This window comes from Mesorhizobium sp. M0923, assembly GCF_040319365.1.
In the GTDB taxonomy this organism is placed as follows: Bacteria; Pseudomonadota; Alphaproteobacteria; order Rhizobiales; family Rhizobiaceae; genus Mesorhizobium.
The window spans coordinates 181,586-201,527 of record NZ_JAMYNW010000006.1 but is presented as its reverse complement, the minus strand read 5'-3'; the positions used below and the strand labels follow the sequence as shown (position 1 = coordinate 201,527).

At 61.8% G+C, this 19,942-nt stretch carries 19 protein-coding genes and 2 pseudogenes; 4 read left to right on the top strand and 17 right to left on the bottom strand.

Going from position 1 to position 19,942, the window contains the following annotated elements; genetic code table 11:
• Nucleotide 1: 1 nt before the first annotated feature.
• The 4 genes from NKH89_RS12955 to msuE all read right to left on the bottom strand — a co-directional run bounded on the left by NKH89_RS12955 (nt 2) and on the right by msuE (nt 4,032).
• Nucleotides 2-1,063: an ABC transporter substrate-binding protein gene (locus NKH89_RS12955; RefSeq protein ID WP_023804043.1), complete on the bottom strand. Its 1,062-nt coding sequence runs from the start codon at nt 1,061-1,063 to the stop codon at nt 2-4.
• Between the two features lie 63 nt (nt 1,064-1,126).
• On the bottom strand, nt 1,127-2,245 hold the full coding sequence (locus NKH89_RS12950) for an LLM class flavin-dependent oxidoreductase (protein ID WP_031257100.1): 1,119 nt from the start codon (nt 2,243-2,245) through the stop codon (nt 1,127-1,129).
• A 22-nt stretch (nt 2,246-2,267) separates the two neighbouring features.
• Entirely contained in the window at nt 2,268-3,437 is a 1,170-nt protein-coding gene (locus NKH89_RS12945) for an acyl-CoA dehydrogenase family protein (RefSeq protein ID WP_031257099.1), read from the bottom strand.
• A gap of 31 nt (nt 3,438-3,468) precedes the next feature.
• Nucleotides 3,469-4,032, bottom strand: coding sequence for an FMN reductase (gene msuE / locus NKH89_RS12940; protein ID WP_031257098.1), 564 nt, complete (start codon nt 4,030-4,032; stop codon nt 3,469-3,471).
• Nucleotides 4,033-4,492: 460 nt separating this feature from the next.
• On the opposite strand from msuE, the gene NKH89_RS12935 reads away from it, so the two are divergent.
• The 4 genes from NKH89_RS12935 (at nt 4,493) to NKH89_RS12920 (ending at nt 8,407) form a co-directional block, all read left to right on the top strand.
• Nucleotides 4,493-5,170: a peroxiredoxin-like family protein gene (locus NKH89_RS12935; RefSeq protein WP_352909006.1), complete on the top strand. Its 678-nt coding sequence runs from the start codon at nt 4,493-4,495 to the stop codon at nt 5,168-5,170.
• 32 nt (nt 5,171-5,202) lie between these two features.
• A complete protein-coding gene (locus tag NKH89_RS12930) occupies nt 5,203-5,709 on the top strand; it encodes a cupin domain-containing protein (protein WP_031256657.1) in 507 nt (168 codons plus the stop codon).
• A gap of 876 nt (nt 5,710-6,585) precedes the next feature.
• Nucleotides 6,586-7,035 (top strand): RrF2 family transcriptional regulator, encoded by a 450-nt coding sequence (locus NKH89_RS12925; RefSeq protein WP_023803096.1) that lies wholly within the window; start codon nt 6,586-6,588, stop codon nt 7,033-7,035.
• Between the two features lie 31 nt (nt 7,036-7,066).
• A complete protein-coding gene (locus NKH89_RS12920) occupies nt 7,067-8,407 on the top strand; it encodes an FAD/NAD(P)-binding protein (protein WP_023803097.1) in 1,341 nt (446 codons plus the stop codon).
• A 36-nt stretch (nt 8,408-8,443) separates the two neighbouring features.
• Here the strand turns inward: NKH89_RS12920 and NKH89_RS12915 are convergent, their stop codons facing one another.
• From NKH89_RS12915 to NKH89_RS12855, 13 genes and pseudogenes are all read right to left on the bottom strand, one after another.
• On the bottom strand, nt 8,444-9,403 hold the full coding sequence (locus NKH89_RS12915; RefSeq protein ID WP_031256659.1) for an LLM class flavin-dependent oxidoreductase: 960 nt from the start codon (nt 9,401-9,403) through the stop codon (nt 8,444-8,446).
• Between the two features lie 83 nt (nt 9,404-9,486).
• Nucleotides 9,487-9,642: a hypothetical protein gene (locus NKH89_RS12910; protein ID WP_023803099.1), complete on the bottom strand. Its 156-nt coding sequence runs from the start codon at nt 9,640-9,642 to the stop codon at nt 9,487-9,489.
• 114 nt (nt 9,643-9,756) lie between these two features.
• Nucleotides 9,757-10,089, bottom strand: a complete 333-nt coding sequence (locus tag NKH89_RS12905) for a BRA0787 family protein (protein ID WP_023803100.1) — start codon at nt 10,087-10,089, stop codon at nt 9,757-9,759.
• A 497-nt stretch (nt 10,090-10,586) separates the two neighbouring features.
• A complete protein-coding gene (locus NKH89_RS12900; protein ID WP_156942719.1) occupies nt 10,587-10,943 on the bottom strand; it encodes a hypothetical protein in 357 nt (118 codons plus the stop codon).
• A gap of 173 nt (nt 10,944-11,116) precedes the next feature.
• On the bottom strand, nt 11,117-11,911 hold the full coding sequence (locus NKH89_RS12895) for a zinc-binding dehydrogenase (RefSeq protein WP_084833925.1): 795 nt from the start codon (nt 11,909-11,911) through the stop codon (nt 11,117-11,119).
• 2 nt (nt 11,912-11,913) lie between these two features.
• Nucleotides 11,914-12,396, bottom strand: a pseudogene (locus NKH89_RS12890) (2-oxoglutarate and iron-dependent oxygenase domain-containing protein); the annotation flags it as partial.
• 170 nt (nt 12,397-12,566) lie between these two features.
• Nucleotides 12,567-13,649 (bottom strand): amino acid ABC transporter permease, encoded by a 1,083-nt coding sequence (locus NKH89_RS12885; RefSeq protein ID WP_023803103.1) that lies wholly within the window; start codon nt 13,647-13,649, stop codon nt 12,567-12,569.
• Entirely contained in the window at nt 13,646-14,776 is a 1,131-nt protein-coding gene (locus NKH89_RS12880; RefSeq protein WP_023803104.1) for an amino acid ABC transporter permease, read from the bottom strand. Before NKH89_RS12880 ends, NKH89_RS12885 begins: the two co-directional genes overlap by 4 nt.
• Nucleotides 14,777-14,856: 80 nt before the next feature.
• A complete protein-coding gene (locus NKH89_RS12875) occupies nt 14,857-15,891 on the bottom strand; it encodes an amino acid ABC transporter substrate-binding protein (RefSeq protein ID WP_031256690.1) in 1,035 nt (344 codons plus the stop codon).
• A 324-nt stretch (nt 15,892-16,215) separates the two neighbouring features.
• Nucleotides 16,216-16,674 (bottom strand): annotated as a pseudogene (locus NKH89_RS12870) (gamma-glutamylcyclotransferase); the annotation flags it as partial.
• A gap of 159 nt (nt 16,675-16,833) precedes the next feature.
• A complete protein-coding gene (locus NKH89_RS12865; protein WP_023803107.1) occupies nt 16,834-17,895 on the bottom strand; it encodes an LLM class flavin-dependent oxidoreductase in 1,062 nt (353 codons plus the stop codon).
• A 76-nt stretch (nt 17,896-17,971) separates the two neighbouring features.
• Nucleotides 17,972-18,901 (bottom strand): ABC transporter substrate-binding protein, encoded by a 930-nt coding sequence (locus NKH89_RS12860; RefSeq protein ID WP_023803108.1) that lies wholly within the window; start codon nt 18,899-18,901, stop codon nt 17,972-17,974.
• 73 nt (nt 18,902-18,974) lie between these two features.
• A complete protein-coding gene (locus tag NKH89_RS12855; protein WP_023803109.1) occupies nt 18,975-19,910 on the bottom strand; it encodes an ABC transporter substrate-binding protein in 936 nt (311 codons plus the stop codon).
• Nucleotides 19,911-19,942: the final 32 nt, after the last annotated feature.

Below are 19,942 nucleotides of genomic sequence, written 5' to 3'. Positions count from 1 at the left end.
CTTATGCCGTCAGCACGTCGGCATAGACGCGCTCAGCGAATTCCTGCGGATCGGTCGAGTTCTTGAAGACCTGCACGTCGCGCAGTTCCTGCGCATAGAGCGCGATCTCCTGCTTGAGGTCGGCCCCTGTCGGGTTGTGGCCGTGCGTCTGGTCGAGCAGCACGCCCACCAATTGCTCGATGGTCTTGTCCTTCGGCGCGTTGGGCAAGAACGCCTTGGCGGCGATCTCCGGCTTGGCGACGGTCAGATCCTGCGCTTCCAGCAGCGCGCGGGTCAGCGCCGATGCGGTCGGCAGGTCGTCGCGGACAAGGCTGCCCGTCAGGCCGACGATGCAGCAGACGCGGTTCTCGAAGCCGTGATCGAGATTGGACGCGATCTGAAGGTATTTGGGATCCTGCAGCCAGAAATAGGCCTTGGGGTCACCATCGGCGATGGCGTGGATTTCACCCTTCTCGGCGGCAAGCTGCAGCAGCTCGCCCGGATATTGACGCCATTCGACGTCGGCGACCGGATCGAGGCCTTCCTTGTGGAGCAGGATCGAGAAGAAGTTCTTGCCGGGACTGGCGAGATCGGAAATGCCGATCGTCTTTCCCTTGAGCTGCTTGAGGTCCGTGATGCCGGCCGATTTCAGCGCCACGAGACGCGAGCAGCCGCCATGGGTGCCGGCCGTGATCTTGACATCAAAGCCCTGTTCCAGCGCCTTCAGCCAGCGCAGCGCCATGCCGACGCCGCCATCTGCCTTGCCGGTTGCGATGGCTTCGAGCAGCGCTTCGGTCGAGGCGCCGAAATTGATCAGTTCGACCTCCAGCCCGTATTTCTTGAAGATGCCCTGCTCCTGCGCGACGAACACCGGCGCGAGGCAGATCGCCGAGGCGTTGGTCGCGAACTTTATCTTCTTCAGCTCGCCGGCCGGTGCGACGGCCTGCGCCCAGAGGCTGCTTGCGGACACCGCGCCAAGCGGCAGGGCAAGCCCGAGCGCTCCCGCCGTCTTGAGGAACGAGCGGCGGTCAAGCCCGCCGATAAGGGAACTGCTGCCTGCCGGTGCAAAAGTCTTCCGGATCATGTTCGATTCTCCTTGAGGATGCCGCGCTGGGTTAACGGGGGCCGCCAACCTTGCGCCCGGGAACTATTCGGCCGCCTGGACATGCGGCGCGGCGCGGTCCCGCGCCGCGACGAGCGTCCGCACGCGCGGGATGAGATCGCGGCCATAGCGGAAAGCGTCTTCGAGCGGATCGAAGCCGCGGATCAGGAAGGTGGTGACGCCGAGGCCGTAGTAGTCGAGCATGGCGTCGGCGACCTGGTCGGGCGTGCCGACCAGCGAGGTCGAATTGCCGGCCGCGCCGGTCAGAGCAGCGATTTCCGTCCAAAGCCGCTTATCGAGCCGCGCGCCTTGCGCGGCTGCTGCCAGCAGCCTGCGCGAGCCTTCGTTCGGTGGCTGGCCAGAACCGCTTTTCGCGTTGACGCTTATCAGGCGCTCGCCAGACGCGCGCAGGGCCTTGGCCCGCTGTAGGATGCGGTCGGCCTTCGCCCACGCTTCCTCCTCGGTCTCGGCAAGGATCGGACGCAGCGACAGGCTGAAGCGTGGCGAGCGGCCATGGGAAGCCGCCGCAGCGCGGATGCGCTGGATCGTCTGCGACACCTGCGCGTAGGTCTCGCCCCACAACGCGTAGATGTCGGCATGCTTGCCGGCGACCGCGATCGCCGCGTCGGACGAGCCGCCGAAATAGATTGGAATGCCGTCCAGACCCTGCGGCTTGACCTCCGAGAAGCCGCCGGTGACACGGTAGTATTTACCGTCATAGTCGAACGGTTTTTCGCTGGTCCATTCCTGCCGCACGATGTCGAGATATTCGCTGGTGCGGGCGTAGCGTTCGTCCTTGGTCAGGTGGTCGCCGTCCTGCGCCAGTTCCTGATCGTTGCCGCCGGTGATGATGTGGACAGAGACCCGGCCGTCGCTCAGGTGGTTGAGCGTCGCCAGTTGGCGCGCGGCCAGAGTCGGTGCGGTAAATCCCGGCCGATGGGCGATCATCAGCTTCAGATTTCGCGTGATGCTGGTCACATACTGTCCGACCAGAATGCTTTCCGGCGACGTCGAATGGAAAGCGAGAAGCACCCGGTCGAAGCCGCCATTTTCATGAATGGCGGCAGCCGCCGCGATATGATTGCGGTCAACGATCGGGCCGGAGCGCGCGATCGTCTCCGAGGCGTTGAAATTTCCGATATAACCGATGAATTCGACTGGCATGAAAACCTCCGTCAATTGTTTGTCAAATGCCCAGGGCGAGACGGCCCGCACCGAGACGGACCGTGTCTTCCTGGGGGCTGTGAATGCGGCCGCACAGCACATCGCGATGATGGCGCTCGAGCGGGTTGTGGCGTGAGATGCCATGATTGCCGGTGAGCTTCAGCGCTTTTTCCACGGCCGCGATCGCGTTTTCCGTGGTGACGACCTTGATCAAGCCGGCTTCAGACAAGCTGAAAGGGCGGCCCTCGTCGACATCGCGCGCCGCCGACGAAATCAGCCGGCGGTTCACAGCGATCAATTCCTCGATCTCACCGACCGCCTGCTGGATGCGAGGAACGGTCGCCAGCGGCTGGCCAAGATTGGTCGGCACGCGCTCCTTGAGAAAACGCACCAGCCAGTCGCGCGCGGCCTCCGCGACGCCGGTGTAGAGCGCGCCAGGCAGCGTACCGAACCAAGCCGCCTGTCCCTCGCCGCGCGTGTCCCACTCGGACGGAAGTCGGATATCGGCGGCGTGATCGAGCGGAACGCGCACATTTTCCAGGACGGCGTCGTGGCTTCCGGTGGCGCGCATACCGAGCGGATTCCAGGTCTTCTCGATCCGTAGACCAGGAGCATTGGCGGGAACCAAAAAGCCGCCGACGCGCGGCTCGGCTTCGTCCGTACGCGCCCAGATAATCGCCCAACTCAGGCCTTCCGCGCCGGTCGAATAGATTTTTCGACCGCTAATCGACCAGCCGTCGGCCGTACGACGCGCAGTGGTGACGGGCAGCCCTCCCCGCACAGGGGTACCGAGCTCAGGCTCGACGCGGAACGCGTTGATCAGGGCGCCGTTTTCGACAGCGTCACTCACCACCTTGCGCACGAGATGCTCCGGCCAGCGGCTCTTGGGCAGCGTTGCAAGATTGATGTACTGCATGACCAGGATGAGCGCGGTCGACGGCTCGCCACGCGCGATTTCGCGGATCACTTCGGATGCTTCGGCGAGGCCGGCACCCGCGCCGCCGAGTTCAACCGGCGCCGTCAGGGCGATAAGGCCGGCATCATGCAACCGGAATATGTTTTCGTGCGGGAATGCCGCATCTTCGTCATAATCGCCGGCTGTTTCGGCAAAGACGCCTGCCAGTTCAGCGGCAATCTCCACAGCGCTGGGAGTAGCCGTGCTCGACTTTGGACGAAGCGGCGTGACCGTCATTTTGGCATGCCCGCTGTGAAAGAAGAGGGTCTCATTCGGCAGCCATCGCCGTATGATTCGAAATCGAGGAAAAGAAAGCCCCAAGCTCCGCAACGGCCTGTTCGGCACGGCGGCGGATGGGCTCGGAGACGAGGCGATAGTCGGCGAAATCGCGGTCGGCGGCATAGACAGCACTCGGCAGCGTATGTGCCATGAAGAAGCCGAAGAGCGGGCGCAGCTGATGCTCGACGATCAGCGCATGGCGATCGCCGCCGCCCGTCGCGGTCAGGATGACCGGCTTGCCTTGCAGGGCGAGTGGGTCGACCAGATCGAAGAAATGCTTGAACAGACCGGTGTAGCTACCCTTATAAGTCGGCGATCCGACCACAAGCACATCAGCCGAAACGATGTTCTGCACTGCCTGTCGTGCAACTCCATCGAGGTCATTGGAATGACGAGCATTACCCAGAGAAGGACCGATATCGGTCAGGTCGTGGAGCTGCGTGCGAAAGCCGTATTGCTCGGCTGCAAGGCCGGCAACCGTCTCCACCAGCGCATAAGTTTTGGAGGGGCGACTGAAATTTCCGACCAGGCCGACCAATGTTGCACCAGACATGCAAGTTCCCTTCACCGTTGAAATTCCAGCACTTTTTCAAGATCGTGGCGTGTTACGCCAATTCAAATCAGGCGTTCGATGTCTCAATGTCTACTATATTTATAGAATTTGAAGACAAGGAGTCCGGGACGTTCCGAATGTTCGCGGTCCGTTAGAAAATCATGCTTGGTACGGAGCCGTTCATGGAACCGCGGGCATCCGCTTTCCGACGCACTGCGTGCCGGACCGGAGCAGTGTTCGCCGTGCCTTGGCTTGCCGATTTCGGTTGCCTGCCGATCAAGGTTCGGCAAAACGCCGCGATCTGTCCGCTCGAATTAGACAATTCGTTGCGCGGAGAAATCTTCCGCGCAATTTTTTATCTCGCGCCGGGACATTGCAACTTTATCCTGAGTGGAACGCGATGGGCTCGCCATCGCCTGTACCGCTTCGGCGGCCAATCCTCACCGACGGAGAAGAACCGATGGCACAAGCGCAATCGCTCAACCAGACGCTCGCTAAATTCCAGGCCAAACGGGCGCTGACGATGCCCGCCGACAGACTGAAGATCAATGTCGACCAGCGGCGCCTGCTCGTCGAAACCGCTGACCGCTCGGCCTTCGTGAAGGCGGGCGACACCGTTGGGCCTTTCGAATTGACGGAAGTGGATGCCGGTCCGCTGTCGCTCTCTGAGCTTCTGAAGAACGGGCCGCTCGTCCTGATCTTCTTCCGCTTTGCCGGCTGCCCCGTCTGCAACATCGCCCTGCCCTATTACAGCCAGCATCTCGGCCCCGAACTGCGCAGGCTGGGTACGACGCTGGTTGGCGTCAGCCCGCAGGTTCCCCAAAAGCTGCGCGACATCAAGGATCGCCACCAACTCGATTTCCTGATCGCGACCGACGCGGGCAATTCACTGGGGCGCCGCTTCGGCATCCTCTATTCATTCGACGAAGCCTCGCGCCGTCTTTCGGTCGAGAGCCGAAGCCCGATCGGCGAGGTTACCGGAACGGGAACCTGGGAGCTTCCGATGCCGACTGCGATCGTTATCGATCAGGCGGGCACTGTGCGATTTGCCGATGTCAGTCCGGACTGGCTTGTGCGCACCGAACCGGCCGATATCATCGCGGCCGTCCAGGCCATCACGGCGCGCACCGCTGCCTGACCAGAGCCGGCACAGAGAAAGACGAGGTGACTTTGACCAAGGACCACGGCCGCGACGGCCATCATCACGATCACGACCATGATCACGCGCCGGTCGACTGGCGCGAGAATGGGGTAAAAGTCATCCCCGGAAATTCGCTTGACCCCAACACCGCGCAGACACCCGGCATGAATCGGGCGACGGCGATCAACAAGGCACGGGCGGGCGCCGAAAAGATCTGGGCTGGCACGGTGACCATTCACGCCAACGCCAAGACCGGCGCGCATCACCATGGTGACCTGGAAAGCATCATCTACGTCGTCAAGGGCAAGGCGCGCATGCGCTGGGGCGAGAGCCTGGAATATGTCGCGGAAGCCGGTCCCGGCGACTTCATCTACGTGCCGCCCTACGTGCCGCATCAGGAGATCAATGCCAGCCGCGACGAGACGCTGGAATGCGTTCTTGTCAGGTCGGGCCAGGCACCGGTGGTCGTCAATCTCGACATCGAACCTGTGGAAGCACCCGAGGAGGTGCTGTGGATAGATCCGATCCACCGGTGAACTGCCGAGCTACAGCGCTGATGAGTTGACTGGCGCCAGGCGAGATCGCGGCGGGCAACGACACTGATCCCGGTAGGTTCGGCGACATCGCCGCCGTGCTCGGTCTGCCCGAATAGGCGCTACTCAGTTGCTGAGGGCCTTATGGCTGCAGGCGTCGACTACACGAATGAGCGCAGACGGCGGTTCTGTAAAGCGCTCCAGACTTCGTCCCGCGAACTGCGCGGGCGCCAGACTGCGGATGGCAGCGGCATTGTGGAGGGCAAGCTATCCTCCAATTGCCTTCCGATTCGACGGTTCATGTCCGGACCTGCCTAGGTTTTAGAACGAGGCCTAATCATGCCGGATCGCAGACCTCATCTGGTGGCCATAGCCGGAAGCGTGCATCGACCGTCGAGGTCGCGCGCGTTGGCGGAACCGGTTGCGGCGACCATGCACCGAATCGACCTTCGGGTCAGCATTTTCGATCTCATCGATGCCGGCTCCGGCCTTGGCGCGGCATTCTCACGCGGCGAACAGTCGATGAGGCTCTTTCCATCATCGAGGTCGTCGAGGCCGATGCGATTTGCGAGCGATCACGAATTTGCGGACGGGTTTCCGGCCGACCCCGTGGTGAAGGAGCGCACAGACCTGGCCGGCGCACAATTGACCGCATTGTTGTTGCAGCGTCGCCCTGTCCCGTCGAATGTGCGGGAGTCCAACATCCGGGCAGCGACGGCGGGCTGAAAAACAACGAAAAATCAACGTTTGTCGGGTTGTATATAATGTCACTAGAACTTATGTGTCATGCACGGCCGGGCGCGGTGGGGACGAACCGAGGAGCCAGGCGATCTCAACAAGCGGCACTCCGCTGCCGCACGCCAGGACGACGTTCGTCAAATGCTCACCAGGAAAGGCAAGTACGGCCTCAAGGCGCTCGTGCATCTCGCACATCTGCCGACCGGACAACTCGCATTCGTCAACGACATCGCGACCAGCAACAACATTTCGAAGAAGTTTCTCGACGCCATTCTCGGCGAGCTTCGCAATGCCGGCTTCGTCGAGAGCCGGAAGGGAAAGGAAGGCGGATATCGCCTGGCGCGTCCAGCCACGGATATCAAGGTCGGCCATGTCGTGCGTGTTCTCGACGGACCTCTGGCGCCGATCCCGTGTGCGAGCCGCACGCGCTACGCGCGATGCGAAGATTGCGATGAGGCGACATGCCAAGTTCGTCATATGATGCTGGAAGTGCGGCACGCCATCGCCGAGGTTCTGGACAACCGCAGTCTCGCCGAAATGCGGGGCTCCGCGAACGACGATCTAGCAGCAACCCTGAAATATCAGGCCTGATTCCTGGGGCGCCCCGCTATAGGCGGCGCTCATGACGGAGCGCAGCCGCAACTCCATCATCATCGTCGGCGGAGGCGCGAGCGGCGTCATCCTGGCCGGACATCTTCTGCGTTCTCCGGATCCGAATCTACGGGTCACGCTGGTCGAAAAGCGCGCGTCATTCGGCCCTGGCATTGCCTATTCAACGTCGCTGCCGGATCACCTGCTCAACGTAAGCGCGATGGGCATGAGCGCGCTTGCGGACGACCCGGAGCATTTCTGGCGTTGGCTGCGGGGCAAAGGGCTGGCGAAGGAGGAAGCCTTCCCAGTCTATGCGCCGCGCAGTGTCTACGGCCTCTACCTCCAGGAGCTTCTCATGGAAATCGCCGAGCGTGAACCGGGCCGACTCCGTCTCGTTCAGGAAGAAGGCGTCTCGGTCTCGCCCACTCCCGCCGGCGTGGAGCTACGGCTGGCCAATGGAACGAGCATCGTCGGGCATGTCGCGGTACTCGCGGCCGGGCATGACGAAGAGCCTGCATCGGAGCAGGGTTTTGCAGTTCGCATCGGTTCGGCCGAAGACACACAAATCGATCTGGATTCCCGCGTGCTCATCCTCGGCACCGGGCTGAGCATGGTCGACGCCTGGCTTACTTTGGAGCATCGCGGCCATCGCGGCGAAATCGTCGCCGTGTCCCGGCGCGGACTGTTGCCTTCGCCGCACCGGAAGGGTAGCCCGATTCGGCTGGACAGCGCGGACATCCTGCTTGGCACCGAGCTTTCCTACTTTGTCGGCTGGTTCCGCGACCTCGTCCGCGCAACCGAGAAGGCCGGCGGCAACTGGCGCGATGTCGTCGACGGACTAAGGCCCTTCAATCAGCGCATCTGGCAAAGTTGGCCGGTGAGCGCAAAGCGCCGCTTTCTCAAGCACACCAAGGCGTGGTGGGACATCCACCGCCATCGGATGGCGCCGGAGATCCATGCAAGAATAAGCGAGGCGGTGCGGTCGGGCCGGCTCCGGCTCATTGCCGGCCGGGTTCTGGGTGCCCATCGGGAAGGTCGAACCCTGACGGCCAATCTGCAACTTCGGCAGTCGCAGGCTGTTGAAAACCTGGAAGTCGGCGTCGCCTACGACTGCACCGGCATCGTCAAGGACGTCTCGACCGGAGCGATCGCAGTCGTCCGCTCGCTGACCGACCGTGGGCTCGCGCGCCCGGATCCGCTTCGGCTCAGCCTCGACGTGACCCCGGACTGCGCGGTGATCGATGCGGACGGCTCGCCCTCCGACAAGCTGTTCGCCGTCGGTCCGCTCACCCGCGGCACGTTCTTCGAAATCGACGCCATCCCCGACATCCGGGTCCAGTGCGCGAGATTGGCGGAGCAACTGGCTGGATAGGCGCCTTTGAATCGCCTTGGAGCAGCGGGAGCACGCTCAAGCGCGGGACCGCCTGCCCATCGTCGATGCCCCCGACAGCCCCGGCGCGGGCAATATGGCGCGCCGTTCCTCGCGAGCGAGGGAATTGCGCAACGGCGCTACTGCCTGGCCGAATCTCCGTATCTTCTCCGAATCGTATGGACCGGTCACCATGAATTCCGAGACGCCGGCTTCGGCATAAGCGATCAGGGAAAGCGCCGACCGCGCGGGAAGACCGGGCGCGTGAACCGCGTCCGCACGGCTGACCGGCCAGTCGCGCGCGAAGCTCACAGGCATTGCGAAACGAACCTTCCCGGACCTTCCGTACTGAGCCGCTGCGGCGCGCACGCGCGCAATCAGCACCCGCACATCCTCCGGCGCGCCGGGCGCCAGTTCGAATATGTCGGCATGCCGGCCGGCGACCTTTAGGGAAGTTCCGGAAAGCCCGCTCATCCGGATCGGTATTCCGAAGCCACGCGGACCCTTGTTCGGAATGAACCCGCCACGGACGCTGTAGAACGGACCCTCATGGTCGAACGGCTTGTCGTTCGACCACAGTCTCTTCAACAGCGTCAGGTATTCGTCCGTCCGCTGCCAGGTCGCGAGATGGCTCGCGTGCGAATCTGTAGCGACGTCGTTTTCGGCAATGCCGTCGGCCAGAATCCTTAGAGCCAGACGGCCTCCGCTTGCCACACCGAGCGACGCCAGCTGCCGTGCCGCCACCGCCGGGGCGACGACCCCTGCCCAATGTGTAAGAACAATCTGAAGCGACGACGTCACCGCCGCCGCCTTGGCCGCCAGATCGAAGTTGGTCAAAAGTCCGGCGGAATCATCGATCACGACGCTTTGAAAGCCCGCTTCCTCGACTTGTGCGAGGGCTGCCGCCGATGCGTGCGTATCAAAAAAGAACGGCGCCGCGCCTGCCGCCGAAAGCTCGTTCGAATCGGTACCGGGTACGAAAGTGAACTCGATGGCCATCGCATTTCCTCCTTCGTTCAGGGGTTCCGCCACGGTCGGCGAAAAGATCAAATCCTGCCCCTCCGTGGTTATAGGGAAGCCGTTCAGGGAATGAGCCCGAGCACGATCGCGGACGCGAAGCCGAATGAGAGTGCAAAAGCCGCGTATGCGGCCACCTTGGTCGAGGCGCCCGCGGGCGCCGTCACGCCGCCTGGTCGTCTTGCCGTCCTGCGAGTGTTCTCGGTATGGATGTAAGCCATATCATCCTCCAATATCGGCATTAGTCTATAAAATCAGTAGACTTTGTCGATTGCGAATTTCGCGTGGGATGTGGGAAATGGTTCTCCGGAAGCGGCGCTCAGCGGAAACTTCCTCTACGCCGCCTGGTCCCGGAGACGCTCGACACACATTGCACGGAGGACGACCGCGGTTTCGGCGAAGGTGCTTTGACCGCCGTTGTTGATCTCCGATGCTCGCTCGCCGATGATGTCGGCCACGGTGGCGCGCAAGCGCTCTGGCACAATGTCGAAGCATGTCCGCATGCGCCCGAAAATCGAACTGATCGGAACGTTCTTCTCCTCGAACATCACGGTAGGCTCATCCATGTTCAGGCCCCAGGCTTCATAGGCGTCGAGTGCGTCGGCGAACGCCTGGTGCAGATAGATGGAGGCATGGCCCTCGTGGAGGGCAGGAAGCACACGTGTCATCACCAGTCTCCTCATCAGGTCAAAACACGATATGGACTGCCATCGTCGGCAATTCCGAACAGCGAAAGTCGGCTTAACGCATGTCTTCGCAATTGGTTGTCGCCGACGTACGGGAGCCGGGAACGACCTACCAATGGCCGTGCATACACCAGCCCCAATAAAAGCTTTCGTCATGCTCGGGCAGGCGGTCACGCTCCGCCCTGGAGAGGCTTTCGCCTGTCCAGGCTTGGGGCCGGTTTGTTGTCCTTCGGCACGGGAGAGCCCGGATAGATGTCCAGATATGGCTCAGAAATGTCTGTTTCATCGTCACCTCCTGGTCATGCGAGCACGAGTGGGTGGTAGGCGGTCAGGCATTTAGAAGGCCAGTATGACTCAACCCGGCAGAATGTCAATAATGTCTACGGTTTTTATATACATTAACGCCGCCGGGGCCGGCTGAAGCTCACCAGGCCGTTACAACGGAACCCTTGAAAGTCTGCTCGACGAACGTCGTCACCTCAGGGGAGTCCCTGGGAACGCAGGCCATCGTAAATCTCGTGGGCGGCGGCCTTGGCGTAGCGCTCGTTCCCAAAATCCAGTGTGATACGGATCGATGCGGCGTGACGTTTCGCGAGTGGACTAGGCCCGCCACGCCGATCAGCTACGAACTTGCCATGGCATATGATGCGCCTTCCCCCTTGAGAGATGCTTTCGTGTCCACAGCGCGGACAAAGGTCGAAGAACTCTAGCTTCGTGCCGGGCAAGCCAATTTCGCGAAGCCCGAGAACAGGCGCTTTTTTGGCGCGCGGCAGTTCGCTGCTTCCTCGCTCAAGCGTCATGATCGGCCGGGAATATCGCCAGTAATCCGAGATCAATCGATGCGCACCAATTGCTTGCCTATGTTTTGGCCGCGAAGGAGGCCGATCAAGGCCAAGGGTGCTTGCTCCAGCCCCGTCGCAATCGTTTCCCTGTAAATTCACCACTCCCGAGCGCACCCAGCCCTCGAGATCGGCGATTGCGTGAGGCCAGAGCGAGGCATGATCGGAAACTATGAAGCCTGAAGAAGCGTTCGATTGGCGATGGCCGTGTAGAGATTCGTTATGCCATAGGGACAATCATTGTTGTAGTCGGTAATCATTCCGCAGAGTGCTATCCTGGAGAAGGGATTTCCCAGTTTCAGCACCGCGTTTAGCACCACGCCGCCTACTGTGTCGAAGTAAACATCAATCCCAATCGGGACGGCTTGCGCAAGCTTCTCCGGGAAATCGGCAGCGCGGTGGTCCACGCATTCGTCGAATCCGAGATCGACAACAACATGCCGACACTTTTGCTCTCCACCGGCAATGGATCGACCGCGTAGAATTTGCACTGCGGGATGAATTTTGTGCGTTGCAATATCTGGCGCAATTGCTATCATGAGGTGGTCGGCTACCCACTCCTCCCGGATGCGATGCCGACGTTGAACGCGGTGCACCTCCTCCCGCGCCGTTTTCGAAATCAAGCCCGCTGCCACCTCCTCCCGGCAGCGGGCTTTTTCTTTCAGGATCCAGCATTTTCGCCGCCATGATCTGTCCGATGAACTCGAAAGAGCGCCGAGCGGGCAGCTCCGCTTGGACGAAGGGGGCGCGGAGTGCGCAACCGCGACGATGGTCTCGAGCGCACCTCGTGGGAGGCCGTCGGTCTTAAAGGCGCGTACCGACCGATGATCGAGCAAACGTGTTGAGCGTCTCGTTCCACAACATCCAGCGTTCGGAACTGCCTCCCGATATCGGCTATAAAGCGCCCGATGCACATCCCGCACGAAGCGCTCGTCGGCAAGTGGAGCATGAGCAATGCGATTCATGCGCGCTCGAGCGACAGCGCGAATGCCTTCAACAGCCGGATGGCAACGTCGGTTGCTTTAGCCTGCCAGGCAAGCACGGTCGTGCGCAGGCTTGGCTGGCGTGTCGGCCAGAGGTTCGGCCCTTGCAGACGCGTCCAGGCGGGCGTGCCGGGCCGCTGGGGAACAGCTTCACGCTCGACGCCGAAATCGAGCTGCTCGCGCCAGTCGGCAAGTCCCTGCGTGCGTTCCCCACCGACCCTTGTATAGCCGCGGAATTGCGGCGAGTTGACCATCTCGATCGCACGCTTTTCCGATTCAGGAAGCGCGAAAAAGCATTTCGCCTCGGCAAACAGCGTGTGTATGTCAGCATGGGAGATGCCATGGCCGCCAAGATAGAAGAATCCGATGTCGCGCGCGGCTGATCGCAGATCCGCAAGGAAGGCCATGTGTGCAGAACCACCCTCTTCAAAGCGGTTGAGATCGAGAATTGGCAAGATCCTTGGCATTATACACCTCGTAGCTTCTGAGACCCGCGCGCCACGTATTCCTCATCGTCGTGCGATAGTGCCGTAGTCGCCGTTTGCGACAAAGAAACACACGAGCGCAGACGGAAGGAGAAGGAGACAGTTGCTGTCCAACTCGGCGCGAGAGGGGAATGTTTTTCCTTCCCGCGCCTTTACTTTCTCTCCGATGCGTTGAGACGACTTTCGAGCCACTGGCTGTAGCGCGAACCGCCAAAGCCGAAGACGAAGTAGACCATGGCCGCCACCAGATAGGCTTCGTCATAAAAACCGAGCCAGTTTGGATCGGTTGCGGACGCCTTCGCAGCATTGAGCAGGTCGAAGATGCCGATGACCGCGAGCAAGGAGGTGGCCAGCAGGAAACCGATGGCCAGGTTGACGAGGCCAGGGATAACGACACGAAGCGCCTGCGGCAGCACGACCAACTGCATGGCGCGCCAATAGCCTAATCCGAGCGCTGAGGCCGCTTCCTCCTGTCCGGGCGGGATTGCCTGGAGGCCGCCGCGTACCACCTCGGCCGTATAGGCCGTCCAGAACAGAGCCACCATGATCATCGCCCGCAGGGTCTTGTCCATCGATTGGCCCTCCGGCAGCGCCATCGGCAAGATCAACATGGCGATATAAAGGATGGCGACCATGGGCGTGCCGCGCAGCAATTCGATGTAAATGACCGAAAGCAGGCGCAGTCCGGTCATATCCGAGCGCCGCGCGAGCGCCAGGAGGACCGCCAGCGGCAGGGACGTCGCAAAGCAAACGGTCCAGACTAGCAGCGTGACGGGTAGGCCGCCCCACTGGTTCGATGAAACCGGCGCTCCACCAAGCGCTCCCGCCATCAGCAGCCAGCACAGTACGATGACCGCCGGCCATGCAAACAGCAGTTCGCGCCGCCAGAAACGCGGGATTGCGGTTGCGCCGAGGAGTGCGAGCAGCAGCAAGATAACCAGAGCTGGCCGCCAATGCAGCTCGGGCGGATAAAAGGCGAATAGGAAGAAGCGGAATTTTGCGGCCACGAAAGCCCAGCACGCTCCATCGCGCGCCGCACAATCGGCGGAAGTGCCGCTCCAAGTGGCATCAAGAATCGTCCAGCGCAGCAGCGGCGGCACGATCCACACGAGCAGAGAAACGGTCAGGACCGTGACGATGGCATTGAACGGCGTCCCGAACAGGCCAGTCCTGAGGCGATCCCATATGGGGGCGCGCGCGATGACGAGAGGGGCGCCGACTTCGGCCACAGTCATGCCGGCCGCCCTCCCCTAAGCGCTACGCGCCTGTTGTAGACGTTCATGAGCGCCGACACAGAGAGATTGAGGATGAGGTAGATGACGATGAGGATCAGCAGGGCCTCGAATGCCTGGCCCGTGGTGTTGGCGGTCGTGTTGACGATGCTGACGAGGTCCGGATAGCCTATTGCTACCGCGAGGCTCGAATCCTTGACCAGATCGAGATAGTTGGAGGTCGTCAGCGGCGTAATCACCCGCAGCGCCTGGGGCAGGACGATGAACCGCATAATCTGCCCATCGTGCAGACCCATGGCGCGGGCCGCCTCCCATTGTCCGCGTTTGACCGACTGGATGCCGGCCCGTACGATCTCGGCGATGGAAGCGGAGAATTTCACCACCAGTCCCGTCAGCAGCGCAGCGAATTCGGGCGTGAGGCTGTAGCCGCCGCGGATGTTGAAGCCAGAGAGCGCCGGGACTTCGAGCGAGACGCTGGCTCCGGTGAGTGGGATGCCGAGAGCGACGCCCGCGACCGCGAGAACGCCGGCGAGCAGCCCGGACCGGAGCGTCAGCTTTCCCTGCCGGCGGGCTGTCCATAGGAACGTCGCCCATGCGACGAAGACGAGGCCGGCCACAAGCAGGGTGGGGAAGGACAGACCCTGAAAGATCGGGCCAGGGACGAAGACGCCGCGATTGGTCAAATAGAAGGCGTCCAGCAGCGGGAGCGCCCTGCGTGGTGCGGGAAGCGCCTGAGCCAGCGATATCCAGAAGAAGAGCTGGAGCAGCAAGGGCGTATTGCGCACGATCTCGACATACCAGCGCACAATGCCGGACAGCAGCAGATTGCCAGACAGCCGGGCGATGCCGAGCCCCACGCCAAGGATGGTGGCGAGGATACAGCCCAGAACGGCGACCTTCACCGTGTTGAGAATGCCCACCAGGATGGCGCGCGCATAGATGTCGCCGGCGCGGAAGGCGATCAGACTTTCGCCGATCTCGAAATTCGCGGAGCGCTGGAGAAAGCCGAAGCCGGGAATTACGCCGATACGGCTCATCGTCACCGACGTGTTGTGGCCTAACACGTAAAACAGCGCGACCACAGCGATGATCACCACGACCTGAGTAAAGGGGCGCGGGCCCCACCACATGCTTATTCTGCGGACAGTGCCGGGACCTTTCGGACCCGGCACAACGATGGACGTCATGGTCTTGAAACCGGTAGAAGAGCTTAGCGGAAGGGCGGCGAATAGAGCAGTCCGCCGTTGGTCCAGAGGCTGTTGTAGCCACGTTCCCATCCCAGCGGCTTCAGGTGCTTGTCGAACAGCTCGCCATAGTTGCCGACCGTCTTGATGATGTTGTAGGCGAACTTCGGATCAAGGCCGATCGCCTGGCCTAGCGATGGATCGACACCGAGGAAGCGCTGGATCGCCGGATCTTCCGACTTCAGGAACTCGTCGACATTGGCGCTGGTGATACCCCATTCCTCGGCCTGGATTGTGGCGTTCACCGTCCAGTTAACGATCTCCAGCCATTGGTCGTCGCCGCCAGCGATCGCGGGAGCCAGCGGCTCCTTGGAAAGGCGCTCTGGCAGGACGATATAGTCGTCCGGCTTCTTGAGCTGGGTCAGCTTGCCCACGAGGTCGGACGAATCTTGCGTGATCGCGTCGACGCGGCCTGATTCCAGCGCATTGAGGAACTCGCCGGTGTCCTCGATCGTCACGGGCGTGAACTTCTTGCCGGTCTTGCGGAAGAAGTCGGCAATGTTGAGCTCGCCCGTCGTGCCGCTCTGGACGCCGATGGTCGCGCCGTCGAGTTCGGCTGCGGTCGTCACGCCGATATCCTTGCGCACCAGGATGCCCTGGCCGTCATAGAAAATGGTTGGCCCGAAATGGAAGCCGAGCTGAAAGGCGCGGGTCACGGTGACGGTGACACCGGACAGCAGCACGTCGAACTCGCCGGCCTGCAACGCCGGCAGACGCTGCTGCGGCGACGAATTCGTGAACTCGACCTTTTCCGGGTCACCGAAAACGGCGATCGCCAGCGCCCGGCCGTAGTCGATGAAGAAGCCCTGCCACTTGCCGTTGCTGTCCGGCGCGAAGAAGCCCGGCGTGGTACCGACGCCGACCTTGATGGTGCCGCGTTCCTTGATCTTGTCGAGCGTCGGACCTGCGAACGTCGCAGTCGAGAAGACGCCGGCGGCAAGGACGAGCGATGTAGCCAGCACCGTCCTCCAACGGGCGCCGGATCGAATTTTGGAAGTCATATTGATTGCTCCTGAGATTGTCGTTGCAGTCGACCCTGAGGCCGGTCGTCCCCCGCCTTGATCGACTACCTCGAACATAACTCTATAAATTCTATAGACTAAGGAATCTTCGTCCATTTTTGCGATGCAATACGAAGCAAATTGCTCATGGATTGTGCAGACTGCCCACGCATTACTGGTCTGGCCAATCTGCCCGACGAATGGACGTGGTCCCGCGCTCGATCCAGTCGTCCGGCAGCGCTTCAATTGTTCTGGCGACTTGTCCTGGAGACGCCAAAGCATCCCGTCGCGGATTCCACGCTCGGCGAGACGAACGGAACTGCGGTAGAGATAGTGAGCACAGCTTCCGCCATGCCCAGCAGCTGTCGCTACCATCGATGCAACCAGGTCGAGATCGAGATCGCCAGCATAGTCCGTGGAGTCACGGTTCGCTGTGAATGCCGAGGCAGATATCCGGCCGCCCGGTGTAAAGATCTTGATCCAGCGTGGTACAGTGGCACATGGATCGTCGCTGATTTCCCTCTCCAGAAGCGCCCGCAGATCATCCTCCAGCCTGAGCGGGTTGATCCTCTAAGCGATGCCGCGGCAACTCCCGCCTCTATCCAGGGCTAGCATCAGGCCCGGACGGTCCGGCGTACCGCACCATCGCGTGAGCTGGAGGCGAAACGACCGGCGCCAACCGAATGTTACGGCCGAGCGCTCTTCGAATGCGTCGAAGGCAGGCTTCCAGATGTGAGCCGTAAGAGAAGACCCAGAAGGGCGTATCGGGCGTACGCCCCTCAAGGAGCAGTCTCAGCCAGCGCTCGCGCGTCTCCTCGGAGAGATCGAAGTTGCCGTAATGCGGCCCGGGATCGGGTTCTTTGCGCTCGACCCTCGCCACCAGCGCCGCAGTCAGCGCCATGTTCGAGATCGGCATGGATCGGAGCGCTATCGACTGTGCCATCACCCCGCAATCCTTTCAGGCGTGACCTCCCGGAGTGCGGTGTCCGTTCGCCGCCAGCCGAGCACGGGCGCGATGGCATGGACGAAGTCATGCATGACCTGCCGATAGTCCCCTTCGGGGAAGTCATAGGGGAGCTCCATCCGGAACTCGTCGACCAGCGGCAGGATGGGGTCGTCGGCCAGTTGGTCGAGGATCTCCTCCGAGGTGCCTATGATGTCGCGCGCAAACAACGTCCGTCGCTCGCCATTGGGCTGCAGCGTTCGCGCGTGGCGGCTTGCGGCATAGGCGCGGTAGCGTTCGCGCGTCTGACGATCGGCGCTGTCAAAGGGAACGATCACGCGGCCAAACCCGATGCGCGGCCGGTGCGCGATATTCCAGTTCCTACAGTAGAGTTGGAGCTGGTTGAGCTGTGCCTCGAAGAAATCATCGGTCTTCTCGCCGGTGGTGACGTTGCCGATCAAAAGATTGAAGCCGTTCTTGGCGGCCCACTCGGCCGAACGCAGCGATCCGCCGCCATACCAAAGGCGCTCGGTCAGGCCGACGGCAACCGGCTGGACGCGTGGGCGGTAATCGCCGAGGGCCGAGGACAAGACCGTTTTGTCGTCCCCGAGCAGGTCGCTGCGCAGGCTTTCAGCTAGGCGCTCCGCGCGGGCATGGGAATAGTCGACACTCGACGGATCGCCATCGAGAAACAGACGGCCGAGAAGTTTCGCATGCGGCGGAGAACCGGCGCTCAAGCCCACATTGAGCCGGCCGCCGGACAGCACGTCGACCATCGCCAGATCCTCCGCCAGCCGGAACGGGTTCTCGTACCCCATCTGGATGACGGCCGATCCAAGTTGGATATCGGTCGTTCTTTGTGTCGCGGCGGCGAGAAAGACGGGCGCGGAAGAGACGCCGCGCTCGAGATGCCTGTGCCTGATCCAGGCGCTGTCGAAACCGAGCGATTCCCCAAATTCGAACAGCTTCAGCGTGTCTTCCAGCCCGGCCAGTGGCCGGTCTTCCGGATAGTTACCAGGAGTCAGGAAGCCGATGTGATCGATCTTGAAGTGTTGAGGCATCACTTGGCCGCTTTCGGGTCGATCTTGGAAGAATGTGACGGGGGCTTCCCCCGCGGTCGCCCCCGTCACGGCCGCATCAAAACTTTGGCAGGCCGGGAGGATTCGTCTCCGACCGCTCCAGGGCTTCCTCGGTGAGATTCCAGCGCGCCAGCGCCTTGCCATAGAGACCATTCTCGATTAGCCCGTTGGTGGCGATCGTCAGCGCATCGACCAGGCCGCTGCCTTTGCGGGTGGCAATGGCAACATCCGATTTCAGCGGCCAGCCGGCGCTCAGCGTGCCGATGCGTTTGATGGTCTTGTCGCGCGCCGCGATGAAGACGAGTTGCGCATGCGGCTGGACAATGACGTCGGCCCGGCCCGCAGTCAGCGCCACCAGACGCGTGGCTTCGTCATCGAAATACTGAAGCTCCAGCGGCTTCAGCCCGGCAGCCACATTCTGCTTGTCCCACTCCAGCAGGATACGCTCCTGATTGGTGCCTGCGCCGACAATAATGCGAAGGCCGGCGGCATCCTTCGGCTCCTCGATGGAGGCGATGCCGCTATCCGATTTGACGAAGAAGCCGTGCAGGCCCTGCCTGTAGCTGGTGAAATCGAACTTCTCCTTGCGCTCTTCCGTCACGCCGACATTCGAGATCACGGCGTCGTATTTGCCAGAGACGAGGCCGAGCGGCCAATCGGCCCAGGCGACGGCAACGAGATCGAGCTGCAGGCCAAGGCTGTCGGCAACCAGTTGCGCATAGTCAGGGTCGGCGCCGACAACAGCCTTGGCGTCGGTGGCGTAGGTGCCGAGCGGCGGGCCGCCAGGACTGACGGCGACCGTCAGATGTCCTGGCTGGACGAATTTGAAGTTCGGGGGAACTGCGCGGATGGCTGCCTCAATCGGCGCGGCCCGGACACGCTCTTTCTGCTCGGGCGAGAAATCGAAACCGGCTTGCGCGGCGGCTGGACCCGTCGCGAAGAGGAGGCCGAGCAGGCTGGCGGCAAATGCAAAGGATGGGATCTTCATTTGTTTTCTCGAATGGTTGAAATTATAGGAACCGGGAGCGGCCTCCGCCCGGTCTGGATCAAGGCCCTCCGGATCAGCTCTTGGGAAGGCCCGCGGGATTGGTCTCGGATTTCGTGATCGCTTCGGAGACGAGATTCCAGCGCTCCAGCGCTTTCGTGTAGTTGCCGTTCGCGATCTGCGCGTTGAGCGCGGCGGTGATTGCGTCTGCGATACCGGACCCCTTGCGCGTTGTGACCGCAATCTGTGCCGTCAGCGGCCAGCCGCCGGAAAAGGTGCCGACAAGCTTGGTCTTGCCATCGCGGGCCTCGTAAGCTCCGAACGCGTTGGGACCGAGATAGGCGTCCGCCCTGCCCGACTGGATGGCAAGTCGCTGCACAACATCGTCATCGTAGTACTGTACTTCGACCGGCTTCAGCCCGGCCTTGACGTTCTGGTCGTTCCAGCGCAGCAAGATCTGCTCCTGGTTAGTGCTGGCCCCGACGATCACCTTGAGGCCAGCGATATCCTTCGGTTCTTTGACCTCGGTGATCGGACTGTCGGACTTGACGTAGATGCCGAGAAGGTCGTCGCGATAGGTGGAGAAGTCGAACTTTTCCTTGCGAAGTTCCGTGACGGTCACGTTCGATATGACCGCATCGTACTTGCCCGACTCCAGCCCGAGCGGCCAATCGGCCCAGGCAACGGGTATGAGATTCAGTTCGAGGCCCAAACTGTCGGCGACAAGTTGCGCGATATCCGGTTCTGACCCGACCGGCGTCTTGGTGTCGCTCGCATACGTACCGAGAGGCAAGCGCCCCGGCGCGGTTGCGACGGTGAATTTGCCTGGCTGGGCAAACTTGAAGACGGCAGAAATGAGTTTGATTGCCTCGTCGTTGCGCTCTGCGCGTACGCGGCCCGCTTGCTCAGGACTGAGATCGGGTTCCTCCGACGACGCCGGGGATGCAAACAGCCCAAGGGTGATGGCGATAGCGCCGAGGGGACGAACGAGGGAACGGATGGAAACGGTCATGTGCGAATTCCTGTCATGTTGCGTTGAGAGTC

Excerpts from the sequence above, each read along its gene's own strand:
- NKH89_RS12955 (WP_023804043.1), bottom strand. The coding sequence starts at position 1,063 with ATGATCCGGAAGACTTTTGCACCGGCAGGCAGCAGTTCCCTTATCGGC.
- NKH89_RS12950 (WP_031257100.1), bottom strand. The coding sequence starts at position 2,245 with ATGCCAGTCGAATTCATCGGTTATATCGGAAATTTCAACGCCTCGGAG.
- NKH89_RS12945 (WP_031257099.1), bottom strand. The coding sequence starts at position 3,437 with ATGACGGTCACGCCGCTTCGTCCAAAGTCGAGCACGGCTACTCCCAGC.
- msuE (WP_031257098.1), bottom strand. The coding sequence starts at position 4,032 with ATGTCTGGTGCAACATTGGTCGGCCTGGTCGGAAATTTCAGTCGCCCC.
- NKH89_RS12935 (WP_352909006.1), top strand. The coding sequence starts at position 4,493 with ATGGCACAAGCGCAATCGCTCAACCAGACGCTCGCTAAATTCCAGGCC.
- NKH89_RS12925 (WP_023803096.1), top strand. The coding sequence starts at position 6,586 with ATGCTCACCAGGAAAGGCAAGTACGGCCTCAAGGCGCTCGTGCATCTC.
- NKH89_RS12920 (WP_023803097.1), top strand. The coding sequence starts at position 7,067 with ATGACGGAGCGCAGCCGCAACTCCATCATCATCGTCGGCGGAGGCGCG.
- NKH89_RS12915 (WP_031256659.1), bottom strand. The coding sequence starts at position 9,403 with ATGGCCATCGAGTTCACTTTCGTACCCGGTACCGATTCGAACGAGCTT.
- NKH89_RS12910 (WP_023803099.1), bottom strand. The coding sequence starts at position 9,642 with ATGGCTTACATCCATACCGAGAACACTCGCAGGACGGCAAGACGACCA.
- NKH89_RS12905 (WP_023803100.1), bottom strand. The coding sequence starts at position 10,089 with ATGACACGTGTGCTTCCTGCCCTCCACGAGGGCCATGCCTCCATCTAT.
- NKH89_RS12895 (WP_084833925.1), bottom strand. The coding sequence starts at position 11,911 with ATGAATCGCATTGCTCATGCTCCACTTGCCGACGAGCGCTTCGTGCGG.
- NKH89_RS12885 (WP_023803103.1), bottom strand. The coding sequence starts at position 13,649 with ATGACTGTGGCCGAAGTCGGCGCCCCTCTCGTCATCGCGCGCGCCCCC.
- NKH89_RS12880 (WP_023803104.1), bottom strand. The coding sequence starts at position 14,776 with ATGTGGTGGGGCCCGCGCCCCTTTACTCAGGTCGTGGTGATCATCGCT.
- NKH89_RS12875 (WP_031256690.1), bottom strand. The coding sequence starts at position 15,891 with ATGACTTCCAAAATTCGATCCGGCGCCCGTTGGAGGACGGTGCTGGCT.
- NKH89_RS12865 (WP_023803107.1), bottom strand. The coding sequence starts at position 17,895 with ATGCCTCAACACTTCAAGATCGATCACATCGGCTTCCTGACTCCTGGT.
- NKH89_RS12860 (WP_023803108.1), bottom strand. The coding sequence starts at position 18,901 with ATGAAGATCCCATCCTTTGCATTTGCCGCCAGCCTGCTCGGCCTCCTC.
- NKH89_RS12855 (WP_023803109.1), bottom strand. The coding sequence starts at position 19,910 with ATGACCGTTTCCATCCGTTCCCTCGTTCGTCCCCTCGGCGCTATCGCC.